The sequence below is a fragment of the Enterococcus hulanensis genome (assembly GCF_005405485.1).
Lineage (GTDB): Bacteria > Bacillota > Bacilli > Lactobacillales > Enterococcaceae > Enterococcus_A > Enterococcus_A hulanensis.
Genome location: NZ_BJED01000001.1, coordinates 435,594 through 453,374, shown reverse-complemented (window position 1 = coordinate 453,374; position 17,781 = coordinate 435,594). Strand labels below are relative to the sequence as shown.

Below are 17,781 nucleotides of genomic sequence, written 5' to 3'. Positions count from 1 at the left end.
ATGAAAAAAATGATTGTTGGAACCAATATTGAAAAATCTTTTGGACAAGAAAAAGTCCTGCGCAATGTTTCTGTGGAGATCGCTCCCGGTGAATTTGTCTCTATCATGGGACCTTCCGGCTCAGGAAAAACTACCTTGATGTTTGCTTTAAGCGGGATGGATGAGATCGATGCCGGCAGCGTTCAGTTTGACGGCAAAGAATTAGCCGCTCTTTCTGAAAATGCCTTAGCCGACCTGCGAAGAAAACAAATGGGCTTTGTTTTTCAGCAGCCGACGCTGTTAAAAAATCTAAATGTATTAGACAATATCGTTTTACCCGCCCAAAAAGGCAATGAAAAGCAAGCCAAGGCCTTGAAGGAAAAAGGCCAAGAATTAATGAAGAGAATGGGCATCGCCGGCTTAGAGCAAAGAGATATTACGCAAGTCTCCGGGGGGCAATTGCAGCGGGCCGGAATCTGCCGCGCACTGATGGGCGATCCGCAAATTATTTTCGGGGATGAGCCGACAGGAGCCTTGAACTCCAAGTCAGCACAAGAAATCATGGACATCCTAGCTGAGATCAATCAACAGGAAACAGCAGTCTGCCTAGTAACCCATGACGCGAAAGTCGCTGCTCAAACTCAACGTGTTCTGTTCATGAGTGACGGCCAGATCGTGAGCGAACTCCATTTTTCACCAGATGACAAACAAAATCTGGAGGAACGAATGGTAAAGGTTACCGAGAAAATGCGGGAAATCGAGATTTAATTATTGGATCAGACAAAAGGAACGGCGTTGAAGCACCTAACGCAGTTCTTTTTTGTCTTTTATCAACTGCCTTCTGCATGATATGCTAGTTAATGAGGGGAGGGCATCACATGATCGAAAGCAGACTATTGCAGATTCTTTTTATTCTATTAGAAAATGGGTCGGTGACGGCACCGGAGCTGGCTGAAAAATTCGAAGTATCTGCCCGCACGATTTATCGTGATATTGACGCGCTGAGTGCGGCGGGTGTTCCGGTTTATGCAGTCAGAGGAAAAGGCGGCGGCATCTTTATTCAGGAAAACTATGTTATGGACAAGACGCTATTTTCTGATGAAGAACAAAAGGCGATCCTGATCGCTCTCCAAAACCTGAATCTGACTGAGGGCGCTGCCACGAGTTCATTAGTTGAAAAATTAAGCACACTTTTTCAAAAGGAACGTTTGGACTGGCTGGAGATCGATTTTTCCGACTGGACCGGCTTGCGCAATCATTTCTTTGACAAGCTTCAGGAAGCAATCCTGTCTCAAAAAGTGATCCAAATAAACTATTTAAGCAACCAAGGACAACTTACTGAACGAAAATTGGAGCCGCTAAAATTAGTTTTTCGCGATAAGGCTTGGTACCTCTACGCGTTTTGTCGTTTAAGAGAAAATGACCGACTCTTCAAAATTTCCCGAATACGGGAATTAAACCTCCTAGACGAAACATTCAAACGAACCGCGCCCGCTAAAGTATTCTCAGAAAAGCCGACACCGCCGAAAAAGGTGGTCGAGCTGACACTTTTATTTGATGCCGGAGCGGCGTATCGAGTACAAGAAGAATTTAATGACATCGTGCAAAACGAAGACGGAAGCTCGGTCGTAGTCATTAAATTTGCGGATGACGAATCAACCATGAACTATCTCTTTTCATTTGGTGATCATTTAGAAATATTAGAACCGCAAACCTATCGCAATAAAATGGCTGAACGGATTGAAAAGCTGTTGAACAAATACCGAACTTGACATTCGCTGACGAGTTTTACTTGCTAAACTGACATTAAAGGAGGTATTTTAATGAAACCAATATTAAAAGATCAAGCTGAATTTCCTACCGTTGAGAACTTAGCCAAGCACCTATCGAAGGAAAATCTTAGTCTTTACCAGCAGCTTTTAACGAAGCTGCACGAAAATTCCTACATGGAAGACTGGAACTATTACAAAGATGGCAACAACTGGTTAAGCAAAATACTATTCAAAAAGAAAAATCTCGGCTGGATCTCGATTTGGGAGACTGGTGTAAAGGTGACCGTTTTTTTCAGTGAACGCGTGTGGCCGCAGCTGGTCGCAAATGAACTGTTCACCAAGCTCGAAGCCAACGAGGCGTCTATTCAAAAAAACGGCAAGTTAAACACGGTATTGATCCCGATCCAAGGTCAAGCCAGTTTGCAAACAGCCATTGAATTAGTGAATTTCAAGAAAAAACTAAAATAAGCATAAATCGGAAGTGCTGGAGAGGTTGAGTTATCGACCCTCCAGCACTTTTTTGCATTTTTTTAGACAAAGACCGAAATCATGTTCAAATATCAACCACCTGGTGGATAGGATTAAAGAGGTGCTTTTTCTACAATAGGTATGTAAGGAGGAGAGCGTCTATGAAATCATTAATAGAAGTTAAAAATTTAGCAAAGAGCTACAAAGATAAGCAGGTTATTCACGGAATATCCTTTGCGATATATGAAGGAGAAATTCTTTGTCTTTTAGGACCGAATGGCGCATCAAAAAGTACGACGATCAACATTTTGTGCGGCGCACTTGGGTATGATGCCGGAGAAGTGACCTGTAATGGCGTGCCGATCGATCAAAATTTGCAAGGCTTTAAGCAACAGCTGGGGGTTGTTCCGCAAGACTTAGCTCTGTATGAAGACTTGACGGCTGAAAAGAATGTGCAGTTTTTTGCATCTTTGTATGGGCTAAAGGGAAAAGAGCTGGAGGCGGGCGTTGCGTTTGCCTTAACATCAGTCGGACTAAATGAACATCGGAAGGAAAAGGTCGCGACTTTTTCCGGCGGGATGAAGCGAAGATTGAACATCGCCTGTGCGATCGCTCACCGGCCGGCGCTGCTGATTATGGATGAACCAACGGTAGGAATTGATCCTCAATCCAGAAATCACATCTTGAACGCAATCAAAAAAATGCAGCTGAAGGGAATGACCGTCCTTTATACCACTCATTATATGGAAGAGGTAGAAGAAATATCTTCTCGGATCATTATCATGGATCATGGCCGAATCATTGCAGAAGGAACCAAGGAAGCATTAAAGGAAAAAAATGATGAACGAAAAATCACGATTGAGATCAGTGATTCAAAAGAAATTTCAGCAGATGCCTTTTATCAAATTGAAGGAGTAAAAGAGGTCTCCTTGAATGAGGACGAGCTGATGATTACTTCGATCAAGGGAATTGAAAATCTCGATCATATCATCGCTAAGCTGATCAGGCTGCGGCAGAAAATCCAAAACATCGTTGTGCAAGAAGCCAATCTGGAAACGATCTTCTTGGATTTAACGGGACGCTCCTTAAGAGATTAAGTGGTTAAAGGAGGAAAATTGATGTATCGACTAGTTAGAATTATTCAGCGTGACACGCTCAATCTATTAACAAATCCAATGTGGATATTCTTCAGCTTGATGTTCCCATTATTACTAGTAGCCATCTTAGGATTTCTAACAGAAGGCTTATATGGCGACTATTTTACGAGTTATGATTATTACGGTGTCACTTTTATGTTGTTTTCGGCAATGTATGCGGCGACTTTTTCTGCGAACAGTTTTATGGAAGAAAAAATCAAGCAGGCGAACCTGCGCATCGTTTATTCACCCATTCGCAATTGGTTTATTCCCTTTTCCAAGGTTGTGGCGACCTTTATTTTCACGACGATCTTTTATACTATCGCCGCTGTGATTTGTCATTTGCTGTTTCATATCAGATTTGGTTCGGAAAACCTGCTGCAAATCTGGCTTTTATTTATAGGAATGAATCTACTGTTCAGCTGCATCGGTGTTTTGATGTGCTGCATTTTTAAAAGTGAAGGAGTTGCCAATCAAATCCTCAGTATTTTGACTGCGGCGTTGGCAATGCTCTCAGGCTTTATCTTTCCCATCGCTAATTTGGGAGAGACATTTGTCAAAATCAGCAGATGGCTGCCTACCGCAAAAGTCGCGCAAGCTGTCTTTGAAATGATTTACGATCAGAACACAGCAAGCTTTTTTCCAGTTTTTTCGCTGCTGCTGATTAGTTCTATTTTGATTTTAGGGCTGTCAATCATTCTTTTTAGAGGGGAGGAATACGTATGATCGCGATGCTGAAAAATGATTGGGCCAGAATTTGGCAAAACAAAGCACGGCTATTCGTCATGCTAGGGCTGATTTTAGTCTCGATTTTTCTAGCCGTTTTTGTCAGCAGTAAAGGGAATTTTTCGACAAAAATCGGGGTGATCGGCGCCGAAAAGCAGGAACTTGTTTCCGATACCGTCAAAATCGAGCACCTATCCAAAGAACCTGAAAAGTCCGCTCTCGCCTTAGGCACCTATGATGCGGTCGTTGACATGCGGAGCGGTACACCGATAATCACAACATTCAAGGGTGAGAAATATAAAAAAGAGTTAACAGAGTATCTTAAAAATCCGCAGACTGTCCAAACCAGTGAAAAAAGTGGGGAGGGAATCGGCAGTAAGATCATCGGCTATATGCTGATGTTTGTGCTGATGTCCAGCGTAACTAATATGCTGATGTTCAGTGAGGATAAAGAAAAGCATATTATGGAACGAATCACCACCACACCGATCAGTTTTACTAAATTGTTCGTGAACTATTCATTGTTTTCTTGGCTGCTGCTTTTCATTCCGAATCTCTTGATCATTGGAGGGATTTCCCTCTTTGGCTTGACTGATATCGGGCTCTCCATAGTGAATTACGCGATTTTGCTCGGCGTGATTGCATTATTTGCGACAGCTTTTTCGATTTGCAACGCTTCATTTTTCCAAGTAGCAGATAGCGCGAGCATGCTGGGGTCGATGATCATGATGATCACTACCATCTTATCGGGCAGCTTCTTTTCACTAGATAACGGCAATAAATTCTTTAACAGCGTGATTCATTGGCTGCCGCAAAAACAATTTTTGGAGCTCGTCCATAATATTGAAGCTGGGCAAAGTTATAGCGGGAATTTTCAGCGGCTGTTTTATTTGGTTGGTTTCAGTCTGGTATTGATGAGTATTGCAGTTTTTAAAACCAGAAAAGAATATGTTCGCAGCTAAATTAACTGATATACTAAGGGTAATTTATTCGTGGAAGGAAAACCTTTATGGGAAAACACTTATCAGCTAATCGCGTAAAAGCACCAGAAACACTTGAAAAATCTGTTACTAGAAAAAGCTTGGCCGATAAAATCCAAACAGGACTGCAAAAAAAGCTGATGATTTTAGAGGCCGGAGCAGGGCACGGAAAAACCACGGCTATTCGAGAAGCACTTAACCAATTGCCGGCGGATCACTGGCAATGGCTGACACTTAATGAGGATTGCAACCACCTTGTCGTTTTTTGGAGCTACCTGATTGAAGCGTTGAAGAAGCAATTAGGTTCAATGAGAGAAGAACTGATGGTTTATTTTCAAACCAGTATGAATCCTGAAAATATCGAAGAATTTGTTTCTTATTTAGTGAACAGTTTGACGCTGGAGACAAGCGATCATCTCATCTTGGATGATTTTCATACGGTTCAAAACAAGGAAGTTCTTCGTTCATTCGAGCTATTCCTAGAAGAGCTGCCAGAAAATTTGCATGTGGTCATAACCACCAGACACCAACCGGATGTATACTTAACGAAATTTTTGCTGGCGGAGCAGCTTCAGTATATTCGCGAAGAAGATTTTCTTTTATCTGATGACGAAGGCCGGTCCTTTATTCAGCAAAATTCGCGTGAAGAGCTTTCGCAAGAAACCACACGCTATTTACTTGAAACGGCGAAGGGCTGGATCGGCGGCTTGAAGCTGTTGATCGCCATTAAAAAAATCAATCAGCCGCAAGCGCAAAAGATCAGCTTCGAAAATAAAATTCTTTCGGATTATTTAGCAAAAGAGATATTGGAGGATTTATCGGAGGAAGAACAGGAATTTTTAGTAATCTCCGGCAATTTTCCCTTTATCTATCCCAATCTAAGTCAGCAAATTTTTCCAACGACTGATTTCTCGTCAATGATCGAGAGCCTGCAGGAAAAGAATCTGATGATCACCTGTATTGATAATGAAGAGCAGCGCTATACTTTTCATCCGATCCTTAAAGAGTATCTGGTGAAAGAATTCCAGTCACTACCTATTCAACATCGGACCGACGTAAAAAAACAAACCGCGTCAGTGTTTATCACGGATGGCTATTTAGATGAAGGGGTGGCCTTATTATTTGAGCTGGGGGAGTATCAGCCATTGATGAAATTGATCGTGGAAAACGAACAATCCTTTCGGCGAATCTATTATATCGAGCAAATTCCTAAAGAAGTCGCTTTGACGAACATTGATTTTGCTTTTCAAAAGTTTGTCTATTACTATTCCAATCTTGAATATGACAACTGCTATGAATTGATCGATGAGCTGGAAACGAAATATCCAGATCAAAAAGAAATTCGGGCTTTGAGCGGAATTAAATTAATGCTGGGTTCTGATTATACAACCACGTCGCAAACTCCGAATACGATTCAGGAAATCGAGCAATTGAAATTGGATGATGTTTCCAAGGCATTGATTTTTTTGAAAAGTGCGATGATTCTCTTTTTTAAAGAAAACTATCAGCAAGCCAAACAATTTATTGAGGCGAGTGCAAAACTGAATCAGAAAAGCAAAAATAATTTCTTAATGTACTTCAATCAAACCCTGCTCGCTCAAATTTACGAAGAGACGGGGGAGTTGGACAAGGGCTTGGCGATCCTGACAAAGGTTCACCAGAAATTAGACGGCATGGGCTTTAATTCAAAGATGAAGGAGAACTATCAAGTCAGTTTTTATATCACCATCACAGGCATTCATTTGAAGCAGCTTAATTTAGAAGCCGCAGCAGAAACCTTGCAAAAGGCGAATACGAACAAACATCCCCATGTGCGCGCGTCTTATTTGTATAATTTGGCAGAACTATATTATCTTTCCGGCGATGAAGAACAGGGCTGGCAAACCTTTAAAGAAATGGAATTTGGTGCAACCGGAAGCTATAGTAATCCATTTACGCAATCTGGGATTATGAAATATGCCTTAAAAGCAGGTCAGCTGCCTGGTTATTATGAGGAAAATTTTATCGAGACCTTCCAACAGCATCCCGAGCTTCACAATATGGCTTATCAATTATTTTATGCCATGATCTTGTTAAAAAAAGGGGACTCTCAAGATTGTCTGCAAATAACGGATCAGATTTTGGAAAAAAGTCGAAAGCAGCGGATCTATTCAAAAATAATTGAGGCAAATCTGCTAAAACTTTCAGTCTTATTAAAGCTGAAGGGGAATCATACCAGACAGCTGCTCAATATTTATTATGAATGCCTCTATTATAGTAGTGAAAATCAGATTCTTAATGACTTTTTTCTCTTCCGGCAAGAAATCGAGGAGCTTATAAAGCGCTTGAAGACGGAAATTGAAGCCAATCTAGAACCAAGAGAACGAGCATTTCATCATAAGATAATCGACTTATGCTGTGCCAGTTCGCATTCGCTGTTAACCGAACGAGAAATCGAAATTCTAGCTGAAATGGCAAAAGGACTCACGAACAAAGCAATCGCTGATAAGCTGTTTATTTCGGTAGCAACCGTCAAAACACATATCTTGAACATTTATCGCAAATTAGAAGTCAACTCACGAGTTACCGCAGTCGATAAAGCCAAACAACTGCAATTACTTTAAAACAATCCATAAGAACGTAAGCTTCATTATGTTTTTATGGATTGTTTTTTTGCTGCATTCACAGATAAAAAAGTTTTACCAGCTAATTCGGTCAGTTGATTGGTTATGAAGAGATGATAGTGCTTGTTTATGGTTTGAGAATAATGTTAGTTTTTCTCAAACCATAAAGCAAGTAAAAAAGAAGAGCTGATTAAACCGCGGATTCGATCAAATCAATGATCATAGCTTTTTATGAAATATATTTTGCGCATTACAAAAAAGCTTCAGCAGTTTATTTTTTAACTGAGGCGGATGAAACCTAAAGTCCAAATCAATTTTCAAACGTTAAGCGGCAGTAATATCAATGACGTATCGACACGAGCAATCTAACACGAGTTCACTTGATTGGTTGTATGATTGTGCGTATCAGCTGATCACAGAACGACGTTTAACAGCAAAACGAGACTGACAAGGTCGAACATGAATCTGACGGCTGTTAATAATCGGACTGTAATAATCGAACTGTAATAAAGGAAGCAAGCTTAGATGAAACGCAGCAAGTTATCCTGGATTCAGCGGTTGAAGCCGGTATTAATAAGAAATCATGTTTTCGTAACAATATCTATTTTCCCGAAAGCATAGATTTTTATTTGTCTAGCTGATCTAAATATGACTAAAATACGCCTTTTAAGCACTGATAAATGCTTTTGTTGAATGCGCGAAGTTCCTTAATCATTAAGTAAATCAACCTCAGTTCAGCGATTATTTTTCATTTAGTTCGTCAGATTAGCTGATAAATCAATGCTTTTTGGCGAAAATTCCAATCAAATCAAATGCTTAATCTGTAAAAATGTATCGATCAAAGCCAATTTGAATTCGCTACCAATTAAAAAATTTTTTCGCTGCGTCTCTCCTTTTATTGTTTATAAGTTATTTTATGTTTTTAGAGTGTTCTTTATGCTTTATAAAAAGAACCATTTTTCAGTAATATATAAACTGTTGTTTAATGCCTCTTGCCTAACCTTCTTTAGGTTTAAGTTATTTTATAATTGACAAATTGGTATATACCTATTATAGTATAGATAGAGAGTTTCACCTCTCTCCTACTAAAAAAATCGAAAGGACTGAATCCCATGAGTCGTGAACTATTAAGAGAACGATATGAAAAAGAATTCGAAAAGCTCCCCGACTTCATCCAAAAATACCTCTTGTATTTGGAAGCCATCCCTCGTTCAACCAATACGTTGTATGAATACTCCAAAGAATATCGGCGCTTTCTCAGCTGGCTTTCTTCCGAAAATATAATTAGTGTGAATGCTATTTCAGAGATTTGCTTAGAAGATTTTGAAAGACTGAACAAAGATAAAATTGTTTTATACAAGTCCTTTTTAAATCAATCCCCTAAACGAACGTTTGAAGGAAAGTCAGAAAACGATGTTTCTCAATCTCCCTTGAGCGAAAGAAATACCCACCGCTTGAAGGTTACCGTACAAAGAAGTATCACTGCCCTTCGTTCCCTTTTTAAATATTTAACAAATGAAGAGATCGAAGAATTTGATGAAAAGACCGGTGAATATATTATTCGGCCAATGCTTCGAAGAAATATCATGGTTAATATTGAAAATGGCGGTGTGGATGCTTCTGATGCTGTACGAAAAGATAAAATAGAAAAAATGCTCTACCTAGACTCTGATGCGATCGATTTTGTCGAATACGTTTATTCAGGCTACGGCAATACCTTGACCTCGCGTCAAGCCAAGACCGCCTATGAAAAAAATCGCATCCGGGACACGGCGATCCTAGCACTGTTTCTTGGATCAGGCATCCGTTTGTCTGAATTAGTCAATACCAACGTTAGTGATCTCAATTACGATGGCTTGTATATCCAGGTTCAGCGCAAAGGCGATACTATGGACCATGCGATGATCTCACCGATTTTTATCGATTATATTCAGGAATATATCGATCAGCGAAAAAATCTATACAATGCAGATGATTCCGTGCCGGCCCTTTTTCTAACCAAACACAAAAATATCGCCAAACGAATGGAAGGCGGCTCAATCGAAAAAATGATCGACAAATACTCCACCGCTTTTGGCAAACGCACGACTCCCCATAAGCTTCGCCACAGTGTCGGCACGATGGCCTTCCGAAAGACGAAAAATCTCAAAACCGTCAGCGAAATCTTAGGCCAGCGCGGCACATCCGCGACAGAAATCTATACCCATATCGTCAAAAAAGAAAAACGTTCAGTGATTGATGATTTGTGGACGTAAAAAAAGAGGACATTCCCACCCGGAATGTCCTCTTTCGTGTATTGTCTGCTAATGTGTAATCAAATCCATTGGGTGCGGTCCAGCTACTCCCACAAAAATAAATCGTTCATCGCCGGTATTTTTCATGCCATGCTGCTCGCCTGGCCGCGAAATGATCAGATCGCCTTTCGTGATTTCGATTTCTTCATCAAAGCCTGGATAGAAGGTCCCGGTACCTTGAATACAAATCCACAGGTCATCTGATGTTGTGTGAGAGTGTTTAAAGACAGTCTGCCCCGGTTCTAGGCACCATAAAGCGCCGGCTGTTTTATCAGTTTCGTAAAAGAAGCTCTTTTTTCCTTCGGCTGGATCAAAACAAGCAACTTCGTCTATTTTAAATAATCGTTCTTCAATTTTAGATTTTGACATACTACTCATCCTTCCTTAAAGCGACTTCATTTTTTCGTAAAAGCGAAACAATTGTTCTGCTGTTTGCTGGATACTTTCTTTTGTGACAGACGGCTGTAAAAGTTCTTCTTCGGTGCCAATCCGATGAATAATCGAAAAGAAAGCATCAATTCCGTGGTCGTTGCATTGATAAGCATCGTCGGAGGTGCTGCCTACGATCGCGATCAATGGCTTGTTGTACTTTTGAGTGATCTTGGCTAAGGAAGACGGCACCTTTCCCATGACTGATTGGGCGTCTAATCGTCCTTCACCTGTGATTACGAGATCAGAGGATTGAATTTTTTCTTCAAAGCTTTTTTCCTTTGCTAATAATTGGAAGCCTGGAAAAATTTCCCCGCCTAAATAGGCAAGAATGGCAAAGCCTAATCCGCCGGCCGCTCCAGCTCCCGCTGTGTGAGAGAAATCTTCTTTCAAATAATCCGCTGTAATCTTGGCAAAATGCTGCAGCCGTACATCGAGCTTAGCTACATCGGTTGACGTGACTCCTTTTTGAGGACCGAAGACTGCTGTGGCACCGCGCTCACCGCATAAAGGATTCGTCACATCACTTGCGATAGTAAACCGGCATTCCTTTAATTCCTTTGGTACCTGCGAAGCATCAATTGTTGCAATGTGTTCTATTTCACAAATGCTTCGAGAGACTTCTTTCCCATCCGCTTTTAAAAAGCGATAACCTAAAGCCTGCAGCATTCCCAGACCGCCATCATTTGTCGCACTGCCGCCTAAACCGATCAAAAAGTTTCTTTGTCCATTTTTGATCAGCGACTTCAACAGTTCGCCCAATCCGTAGGTAGTCGCCTGCCAAGGATCTAGTTCTGATTTCTTTACTAGTGTGATCCCTGATGTTTCTGCAACTTCGAGGATCGCTTGATCGTTTAACCAGCCATATTGGGCGGTTACTTTTTTTCCGAGCGGGCCGGTTACTTCGGCTGTTTTGATTGAACCGGAGGTACCTGCGATGAAGGCTTCAACGGTACCTTCTCCGCCATCGGCTACAGGTAAAATCTCGATGTCTTGCGGCTGCTTCATCCCAAGCTGGATTCCTTTTTTTACAGCAGCACCAGCTTCTAATGAGCTGGCACTGCCTTTGAAGGAGTCCATCGCGATTACTATTTTCATAACGCTCCTCCTTATTCGTATTTTCATAAGCTGAGTATCATTTCCCTTAGCTTACTAGCTCACAACATTTATTGGTGTACCCTGTTGAAACTTTTCGACATTTTCGACAGCGATATCCATCAAGCGCGAGCGTGCTTCACGAGAAGCCCAAGCCATGTGAGGGGTGATAATCATATTCTTCGCTTCTAGTAAAGGATTATCCATCTTGATCGGTTCAGTTGAAACGACATCGACTGCCGCGCCGCCAACCTTTCCACTATTCAAAGCATCTCGTAAATCGGCTTCATTGATCAATTGTCCGCGAGAATCATTGATGATATACACGCCATCCTTCATCTTCGCGATATTTTCCTTGTTGATGATTCCTTCTGTTTCCGGGAATAACGGGCAGTGTAAAGAAATTACGTCGGATTCCTTGAATAATTGATCCAAGTCAACCAATTTGGCTCCAGCAGATGTGTCTTGTTTTTTCCCTCGGTCATTGGCAAGAACGTTCATGCCAAGGGCACTGGCGATTGCGCCTACTTTTTGACCGATTCGCCCGTAACCGATGATGCCAAGGGTTTTACCAGCCAGCTCCATTTGGGGTGAGTTCCAGTAGCACCAGTCGGGATTATTAGTCCAGTCGCCTGCGGAAACTGTATTGGAATGATCCCCGATGCGGTGACAAAGCTCTAAAAGGAGTGCGATGGCATATTGAGCGACGCCGTCTGTTCCGTACGTCGGAATATTGGTCACGGTGATGCCCTTTGCCTTAGCAGCATCTACGTCCACAACATTGTAGCCAGTTGCCAAAACACCGATATATTTAACACTAGTTGTTTGTTCAATGATTTTTTTAGTCATTTGCACCTTGTTGACTAAAACGATCTCGGCATTTCCGATGCGCTCAATGACTTGATCTTGAGGTGTGCGATCATAAACGGTTAATTCTCCTAAGCGGCCTAACGTATCCCAGCTCAAGTCGCCGGGATTTTCTGTATACCCATCTAAAACAACGATTTTCATAAGTTTCTTCCTTTCCTGTTAGTCTTCCAATAACGCCCATGCACGTTCAATGACCCGTTTCGTGTTGGCAACAATGATATCGCCATCTTCATCTGGTCTTGGCTGAACCTCAAACGACAGAACCATCGGCGCTTTCGCATCTAAAAATCCTTCGTCTTTCAATACTTGGAAGAAATCCAGTAATTCTGGTACATCGTTCGCGCTATTAGGATAGCCAAAGCGTGGATGCAGATCACCGTAGGCTTCGCAGCCTTCTTTAACCACATTATTGCCAATATGCAAATGAGTAATGTAAGGTTTCGTACACTGAATGACAAATTTGCTGGTTTCATAAGTAGTCGGAAAATGCGACAAGTCGACGATTAAACCAAAGTTATTGTGGGTCAAGCAAACATCCGCCGCAAATTGCGCCGCTAACGGAGCTGGACCAATCAAGGAACATTTATCCATGTCATAGTCGAAAATCTCCAATTCGATCATCATGTCCTTTTTCGCAGCATAGCTGCACAAGTTGCGAGTAGTCTTCAATAATTGTTGATAAGCTTCCTTTTTCGTGGCGGCTTCCCATTTGCCAGAAAGAAAGGCAATGCCCTTCGCTCCTAAATATTCAGCTTCATCGATGGCTTCCAATAATGTTTTTTCTGCTAACAGCCGATCCTCTTCATTGATCGCATTGGGATTCAAACCGGGTCCTAACAGTCGCGGCTGGGCACCATAACACACACGCATATGACTTTGAGCTAAAATATCGCGGGCATTTTCCCGTTCTTGATCCTCTTTTACTTGAGTCATTTCGATCGCGTTAAAATATGGATCACGAGCTACTTTAGTTAATGTATCTAACAACGGGTATTTTTGCGGCGGATAGCTCATCCATTGAATCAATCCCATATCAAAATATTTATGAATACTTTCTTTCATTTCTCTTCACTCTCTTTCCTTATTGTTTTTTGAGTTTTAAACAAATGATTTCACGTTGTCCAAGGCATTTCCCATGTCGCACAATTGCTCAGGCTTGCAAATCGCATCGATCACATAAGTTTTTCCAGCTTTTTTCGCCCGCTCGAACGCGCCCTTTAGCTCATCAGGGGTAAAGACACGTTCGCCGACACAGCCGAAACCTTCCGCGACTTTTACATAATCCATCGTGCCGTCTTGGTTGTAAGGCATGTCGACAGCATATTCAAAGCCGTAAGCTCCCTTTTGATTTTGACGAATCAAGCCAAGGTAGGCATTGTTGACAATGATCACGATGATTGGTTTCTTGAAGGCCGCTGCCACCGCAATCTCTTCCCCCATAAAGGTAAAACCAAAATCGCCTAATACAGTCACTGAGTGTGCCTCAGGATCGGCCACCTTTGCGCCGAAAGCTGCTGGGACTTCATAGCCTAAAGTTCCTGCACCGCCTGATGGCAAGTAACGGCGCGAACGATTGATTTTTTGCAATTGTCCGCTCCAGATTTGAGTGATCCCGCAGCCGGCTGTAAACATGGTCGAATCATCAAAGGCAGCGTTCATTTCGTGGAACACACGATGGGGCATCATTGGGCGGCTGTCAAAGTCTGTTTTGCGAGCCAATTCTTTTCTGGCAGCTGGTAAATCAGCAGCCCGTTTTGGATTGATTGGTTTTGCTTCAAGAGCTTTTGCTTCTGCTATCAAAGCAGTTAAAGCTTCTTTCGCATCTGAAACGATGCCCAAATCAGGATCAAAGACTTTTCCGATTTGGCCTTTCTCAATATCGATATGGATGAATTGACGACCTTCACGATAAACCGCCAAGTTACCTGTGTGGCGATCAGTGAAACGATTACCGATTCCGACTACTAGATCAGAGTCCAAGAAGTATTTATTGCCGATCGGCTGACCGACTTGAATTCCAGCGTGACCTGCATTTAGCGGATGCTCTTCCGGCAGACCGCCTTTGGCCATATAAGTAGTGATCACGGGGATTTCTAAAAGCTCCGCAAATTCAATTAATTCTTTTTCTGCATGAGATAAAATCACACCGCCGCCCATAATGATAATCGGTGCTTGAGCTTTTTGGATCATGTCTAAGGCCTTTTGAATCTCAAATATTTCAGGTTTAACGATTTCCTTTTCGGCTGGCTGATAGCTGTCAATATCAAAGTCGATTTCGGCTTGTTGAATATCTAACGGCAGATCCAGCAAAACGGGACCAGGTTTTCCATTACGCATTAGATAGAAAGCTTCCTGCATGATCTCAGGAATTTTTTCAGCCTCTAGAACACAGAACACTTTCTTACAAACCGTTTTCGCGATGCTTTCCATATCTACACATTGGAAGGCATCCTGCTTCATTTGCCAGCTATTGGCTTGACCTGTAATTGCTAAAACTGGAATAGAATCAATATGGGCCGTGTATAATCCGGTAACAAAGTTGGTCGCTCCAGGGCCTGACGTACAGAGTGCTGCACTGATCTTGTGGGAAGCACGATAATAACCATCCGCCGCATGCATACAAGCTTCTTCATGGCGCATGCAAAAATGTTCGATGGGCGCATCTTCTAAATACTTGTAGACAGGATTGATCCCTGCACCTGGAATACCAAATGCGTCTGTAATTCCTTCCTTTACCATAATCTGAACGATCGCATCTGCTGCTTTCATATCCATTCCTTCTTCCTTTTTGTATTTCACTATGTGATATTGCATTTCACTTTATTGCATGTTACCATGTGAGCAATAGCCGAACAATGTAAACGCTGTATTTTTGTCAGGCGGAAAATCGATTTGTTCATTTTGGACAAACATAGAAAATATCAAAATTTAAAAGGAGCTTCTAATATGGAAGAAAAGCAGCTTAAGATTAATCATTCGGTCCAAAAAGTCTTCGCGATTATTGAGAATATGTCGGCAGTCGAAAGCCCAATGTCGCTAAATGATATTTCAAAGCAGACAAACCTGCCAAAGGCTACAGCATCGCGGCTTCTCTATACTTTAATGACCATGGGCTATGCTCAGCAGAACCCTAAAACAGCAGATTATTCCTTGACTCTAAAATTCAAATTGCTCACCAACAGTACGACGATCAGCCACGATATTGTTTCTTTAGTTCGACCATATATGCAGCAAATTTCGAGTGAACTAAATGAAGCCACTTGTTTGTCTCTTTGTGACAAACAGGAGCTGGTCTACATTGAATCCATCGACAGTCAGGACAATCTTTTGAACGTCACACAAAAAATCGGAAAACGCGCACCTTTATATTGCACTGGTGCTGGGAAGCTCTATTTAAGCAAAATGACGGAAGAAGAACTGGATCATTATTTAGCTCAAACCCAATTAGTCTCCTTGACCGACCAAACAATAATAACTGCAGCCGATCTGAAAAAAGAACTGCGTAAAGTCAAAGAACAAGGATTTTCGATGGATGATGAAGAATGCGAGATGGGTGTGAAATGTGTTGCGATTCCATTAATGGATCAACAGCAGACTTTGCTTGCGACACTCAGCGTTTCCATGCCTTCGATTCGTGCCAGCAGTGAAAAAATCAGCCAAACAGTCGAAGTTTTAAAGCATGTCACTCAGAATTTCTGCCTGTAATTTTTTAGACAATCAGCGAAGCAAAACAATCAAGAAAATAGGAGAAGAATATGACGTCAATCAAAGAAATCCTTCAGACTCCACGTTTTTCTGAACTATCGTTACTGAATAAACAGGCTGACCTAGAACGGCCTTTGGATACGATTGAAATTTTCGAAACACCAGACGTTTCCTACTACATTCAAAAAAACGCCCTATTAGTGACCACGGCCATGGCATTTCGCGATGATACGCAAGGGTTATGTAATTTGGTTCGCTCCCTGGCTGAAGTGCCGTCTGCGGGATTAGCGATCAAGGTTGGGCGCTATTTAACTGAAATTGATCCTCAGGTATTAGTGGTCGCTGACGAATTGAATTTTCCGATTCTGCAAATTCCTGTTAGTCATCAGTTGGGAGATATTTCTCATAAGCTGCTTAGCTTTTTGTGGCATGACCAGACGGAGCAAATCTTTTTTGCCTTAGAGATCCAGCAGAAATTTGTCAATTTAATGATCCGCGGAGCTTCGGTTGACACGTTGGTGAAAGAGCTCAGTTCGATGATTAAACAATCTGTTCTGCTGATTGATCCCTTTGGAGAAATTGTCAGCTCTCAAATGCCCTATTCCAATCTTGATATGCTGAAAAATAAAAAAGCAGCATTCTTGGAAAAAGTCCGCGAATGTCAGAAAGCGAAACGCCGTGAACGACTTTTAGTTGATACGGAACAGGGAAAAATGCTGATTAATATCTTTCCCCTCAGTTCAGATCGTTATTTGCCTTACATGCTGATCATTTTTGATCCAGATGAGCTGCCTTATCCGTTCTCCCAATTTGCCATCCAGCAATCCTTAACGGTGTTGACCTTGGCCCTTTATAAGGAACAGACGCTGTTAAATGAAAAAAGAGCAGAGCGCCGCAGCTTTCTCACCTATCTACTGAATCGGAAGACCGCTTCGCAGGATACGGATTGGTTAGAATACAAGCGGCATTTTCCTAATTTGAGTTCCAATTATTATCGCGTAGTTTATATCGAAGCCCTCATTCAAAAAGAGCAGCATTTTTATACTAAAGAGTTGGATGCACTGACCTATGATTATTTGTTTCTACGCGTCGAAGCTGAATACAAAGATATTATGGTGTTTCCTACTGAGCAATTGAATCAATGGATCTTTGTCATTCAGAAAAAAACTGAGATCCTTCCAATTTTGGAAGACATTCATCAACAATTATTTGAACTGTTCGGCGTGTATGCACGCTTCGGCATTGGTGATCCGGTGAATAATATCGATCTCCTGCACTTTTCCTATACTGAAAGCAAGCAGGCATTGGAAGAATCGGAGGATAAAACGGCATTTGTCTCTTACAATAAAATTCAAGGAATCAAACGGATCACAGAGAATGTCTCAAATGAGGATATGCATTATTTCTGTGTTTCCATTTTGAAAAATCTAGCCTATCCAGACAACGAACAAGATAAAGAACTAAGAAAAACGTTGATGACTTATTTGGATATGCAATGTGAAATAACCAAAACGGCCGAGCTGCTGTTTATCCATCGCAATACAGTAAAATACCGAATCAAAAAATGCGAAGAACTCTTAAATACCGGCATCAATGATCCGGAATTTTCACTGCAATTGCGCGTGGCCCTATTTCTATCCGAGCCGGACGCTAATTAATTTAAAGGAATACTAAATAGACTACTGGGCTGAGGGTTAAGCACCCGCAACCTAGTAGTCTATTTA

At 41.6% G+C, this 17,781-nt stretch carries 15 protein-coding genes; 10 read left to right on the top strand and 5 right to left on the bottom strand.

Annotated elements, in window-relative coordinates; genetic code table 11:
- From FFR60_RS02080 to xerS, 8 genes are all read left to right on the top strand, one after another.
- Positions 1-747 carry an ABC transporter ATP-binding protein gene (locus FFR60_RS02080; RefSeq protein ID WP_088935098.1) on the top strand — a complete coding sequence of 249 codons (747 nt, stop codon included), beginning with the start codon at positions 1-3 and terminating at the stop codon, positions 745-747.
- 110 nt (positions 748-857) lie between these two features.
- The gene (locus tag FFR60_RS02075; protein ID WP_137662793.1) at positions 858-1,751 is read left to right on the top strand and encodes a helix-turn-helix transcriptional regulator; all 894 of its coding nucleotides are present in this window, start codon (positions 858-860) and stop codon (positions 1,749-1,751) included.
- A 51-nt stretch (positions 1,752-1,802) separates the two neighbouring features.
- Entirely contained in the window at positions 1,803-2,219 is a 417-nt protein-coding gene (locus FFR60_RS02070) for a DUF3788 family protein (protein ID WP_137662792.1), read from the top strand.
- A 161-nt stretch (positions 2,220-2,380) separates the two neighbouring features.
- Positions 2,381-3,316: an ABC transporter ATP-binding protein gene (locus FFR60_RS02065; RefSeq protein ID WP_137662791.1), complete on the top strand. Its 936-nt coding sequence runs from the start codon at positions 2,381-2,383 to the stop codon at positions 3,314-3,316.
- A 21-nt stretch (positions 3,317-3,337) separates the two neighbouring features.
- Positions 3,338-4,081, top strand: coding sequence for an ABC transporter permease (locus tag FFR60_RS02060; RefSeq protein ID WP_137662790.1), 744 nt, complete (start codon positions 3,338-3,340; stop codon positions 4,079-4,081).
- The gene (locus tag FFR60_RS02055) at positions 4,078-5,043 is read left to right on the top strand and encodes an ABC transporter permease (RefSeq protein WP_137662789.1); all 966 of its coding nucleotides are present in this window, start codon (positions 4,078-4,080) and stop codon (positions 5,041-5,043) included. The genes FFR60_RS02060 and FFR60_RS02055 overlap by 4 nt, the downstream gene beginning before the upstream one ends.
- A gap of 47 nt (positions 5,044-5,090) precedes the next feature.
- The gene (locus tag FFR60_RS23165; RefSeq protein WP_137662788.1) at positions 5,091-7,664 is read left to right on the top strand and encodes a LuxR C-terminal-related transcriptional regulator; all 2,574 of its coding nucleotides are present in this window, start codon (positions 5,091-5,093) and stop codon (positions 7,662-7,664) included.
- 1,112 nt (positions 7,665-8,776) lie between these two features.
- Positions 8,777-9,919 carry a tyrosine recombinase XerS gene (gene xerS, locus FFR60_RS02045; RefSeq protein ID WP_137662787.1) on the top strand — a complete coding sequence of 381 codons (1,143 nt, stop codon included), beginning with the start codon at positions 8,777-8,779 and terminating at the stop codon, positions 9,917-9,919.
- A gap of 48 nt (positions 9,920-9,967) precedes the next feature.
- Here the strand turns inward: xerS and FFR60_RS02040 are convergent, their stop codons facing one another.
- Genes FFR60_RS02040 through FFR60_RS02020 form a run of 5 tightly spaced genes read right to left on the bottom strand, consistent with a single transcriptional unit; the run spans position 9,968 to position 15,121 of the window.
- Complete coding sequence (locus FFR60_RS02040) at positions 9,968-10,327, bottom strand: cupin domain-containing protein (protein WP_137662786.1); 360 nt, start codon at positions 10,325-10,327, stop codon at positions 9,968-9,970.
- Between the two features lie 15 nt (positions 10,328-10,342).
- Positions 10,343-11,485: a glycerate kinase family protein gene (locus FFR60_RS02035; RefSeq protein WP_137662785.1), complete on the bottom strand. Its 1,143-nt coding sequence runs from the start codon at positions 11,483-11,485 to the stop codon at positions 10,343-10,345.
- A 54-nt stretch (positions 11,486-11,539) separates the two neighbouring features.
- Positions 11,540-12,493 (bottom strand): D-2-hydroxyacid dehydrogenase, encoded by a 954-nt coding sequence (locus FFR60_RS02030; RefSeq protein WP_137662784.1) that lies wholly within the window; start codon positions 12,491-12,493, stop codon positions 11,540-11,542.
- An 18-nt stretch (positions 12,494-12,511) separates the two neighbouring features.
- On the bottom strand, positions 12,512-13,414 hold the full coding sequence (locus FFR60_RS02025; RefSeq protein WP_137662783.1) for a sugar phosphate isomerase/epimerase family protein: 903 nt from the start codon (positions 13,412-13,414) through the stop codon (positions 12,512-12,514).
- Between the two features lie 36 nt (positions 13,415-13,450).
- Positions 13,451-15,121 (bottom strand): thiamine pyrophosphate-dependent enzyme, encoded by a 1,671-nt coding sequence (locus FFR60_RS02020; protein WP_137662911.1) that lies wholly within the window; start codon positions 15,119-15,121, stop codon positions 13,451-13,453.
- Between the two features lie 177 nt (positions 15,122-15,298).
- Between FFR60_RS02020 and FFR60_RS02015 the strand changes: the two genes are divergently transcribed.
- Positions 15,299-16,057, top strand: coding sequence for an IclR family transcriptional regulator (locus FFR60_RS02015; RefSeq protein WP_137662782.1), 759 nt, complete (start codon positions 15,299-15,301; stop codon positions 16,055-16,057).
- Positions 16,058-16,107: 50 nt separating this feature from the next.
- Positions 16,108-17,715 carry a PucR family transcriptional regulator gene (locus FFR60_RS02010; protein WP_137662781.1) on the top strand — a complete coding sequence of 536 codons (1,608 nt, stop codon included), beginning with the start codon at positions 16,108-16,110 and terminating at the stop codon, positions 17,713-17,715.
- The last annotated feature ends 66 nt before the right edge of the window (positions 17,716-17,781 follow it).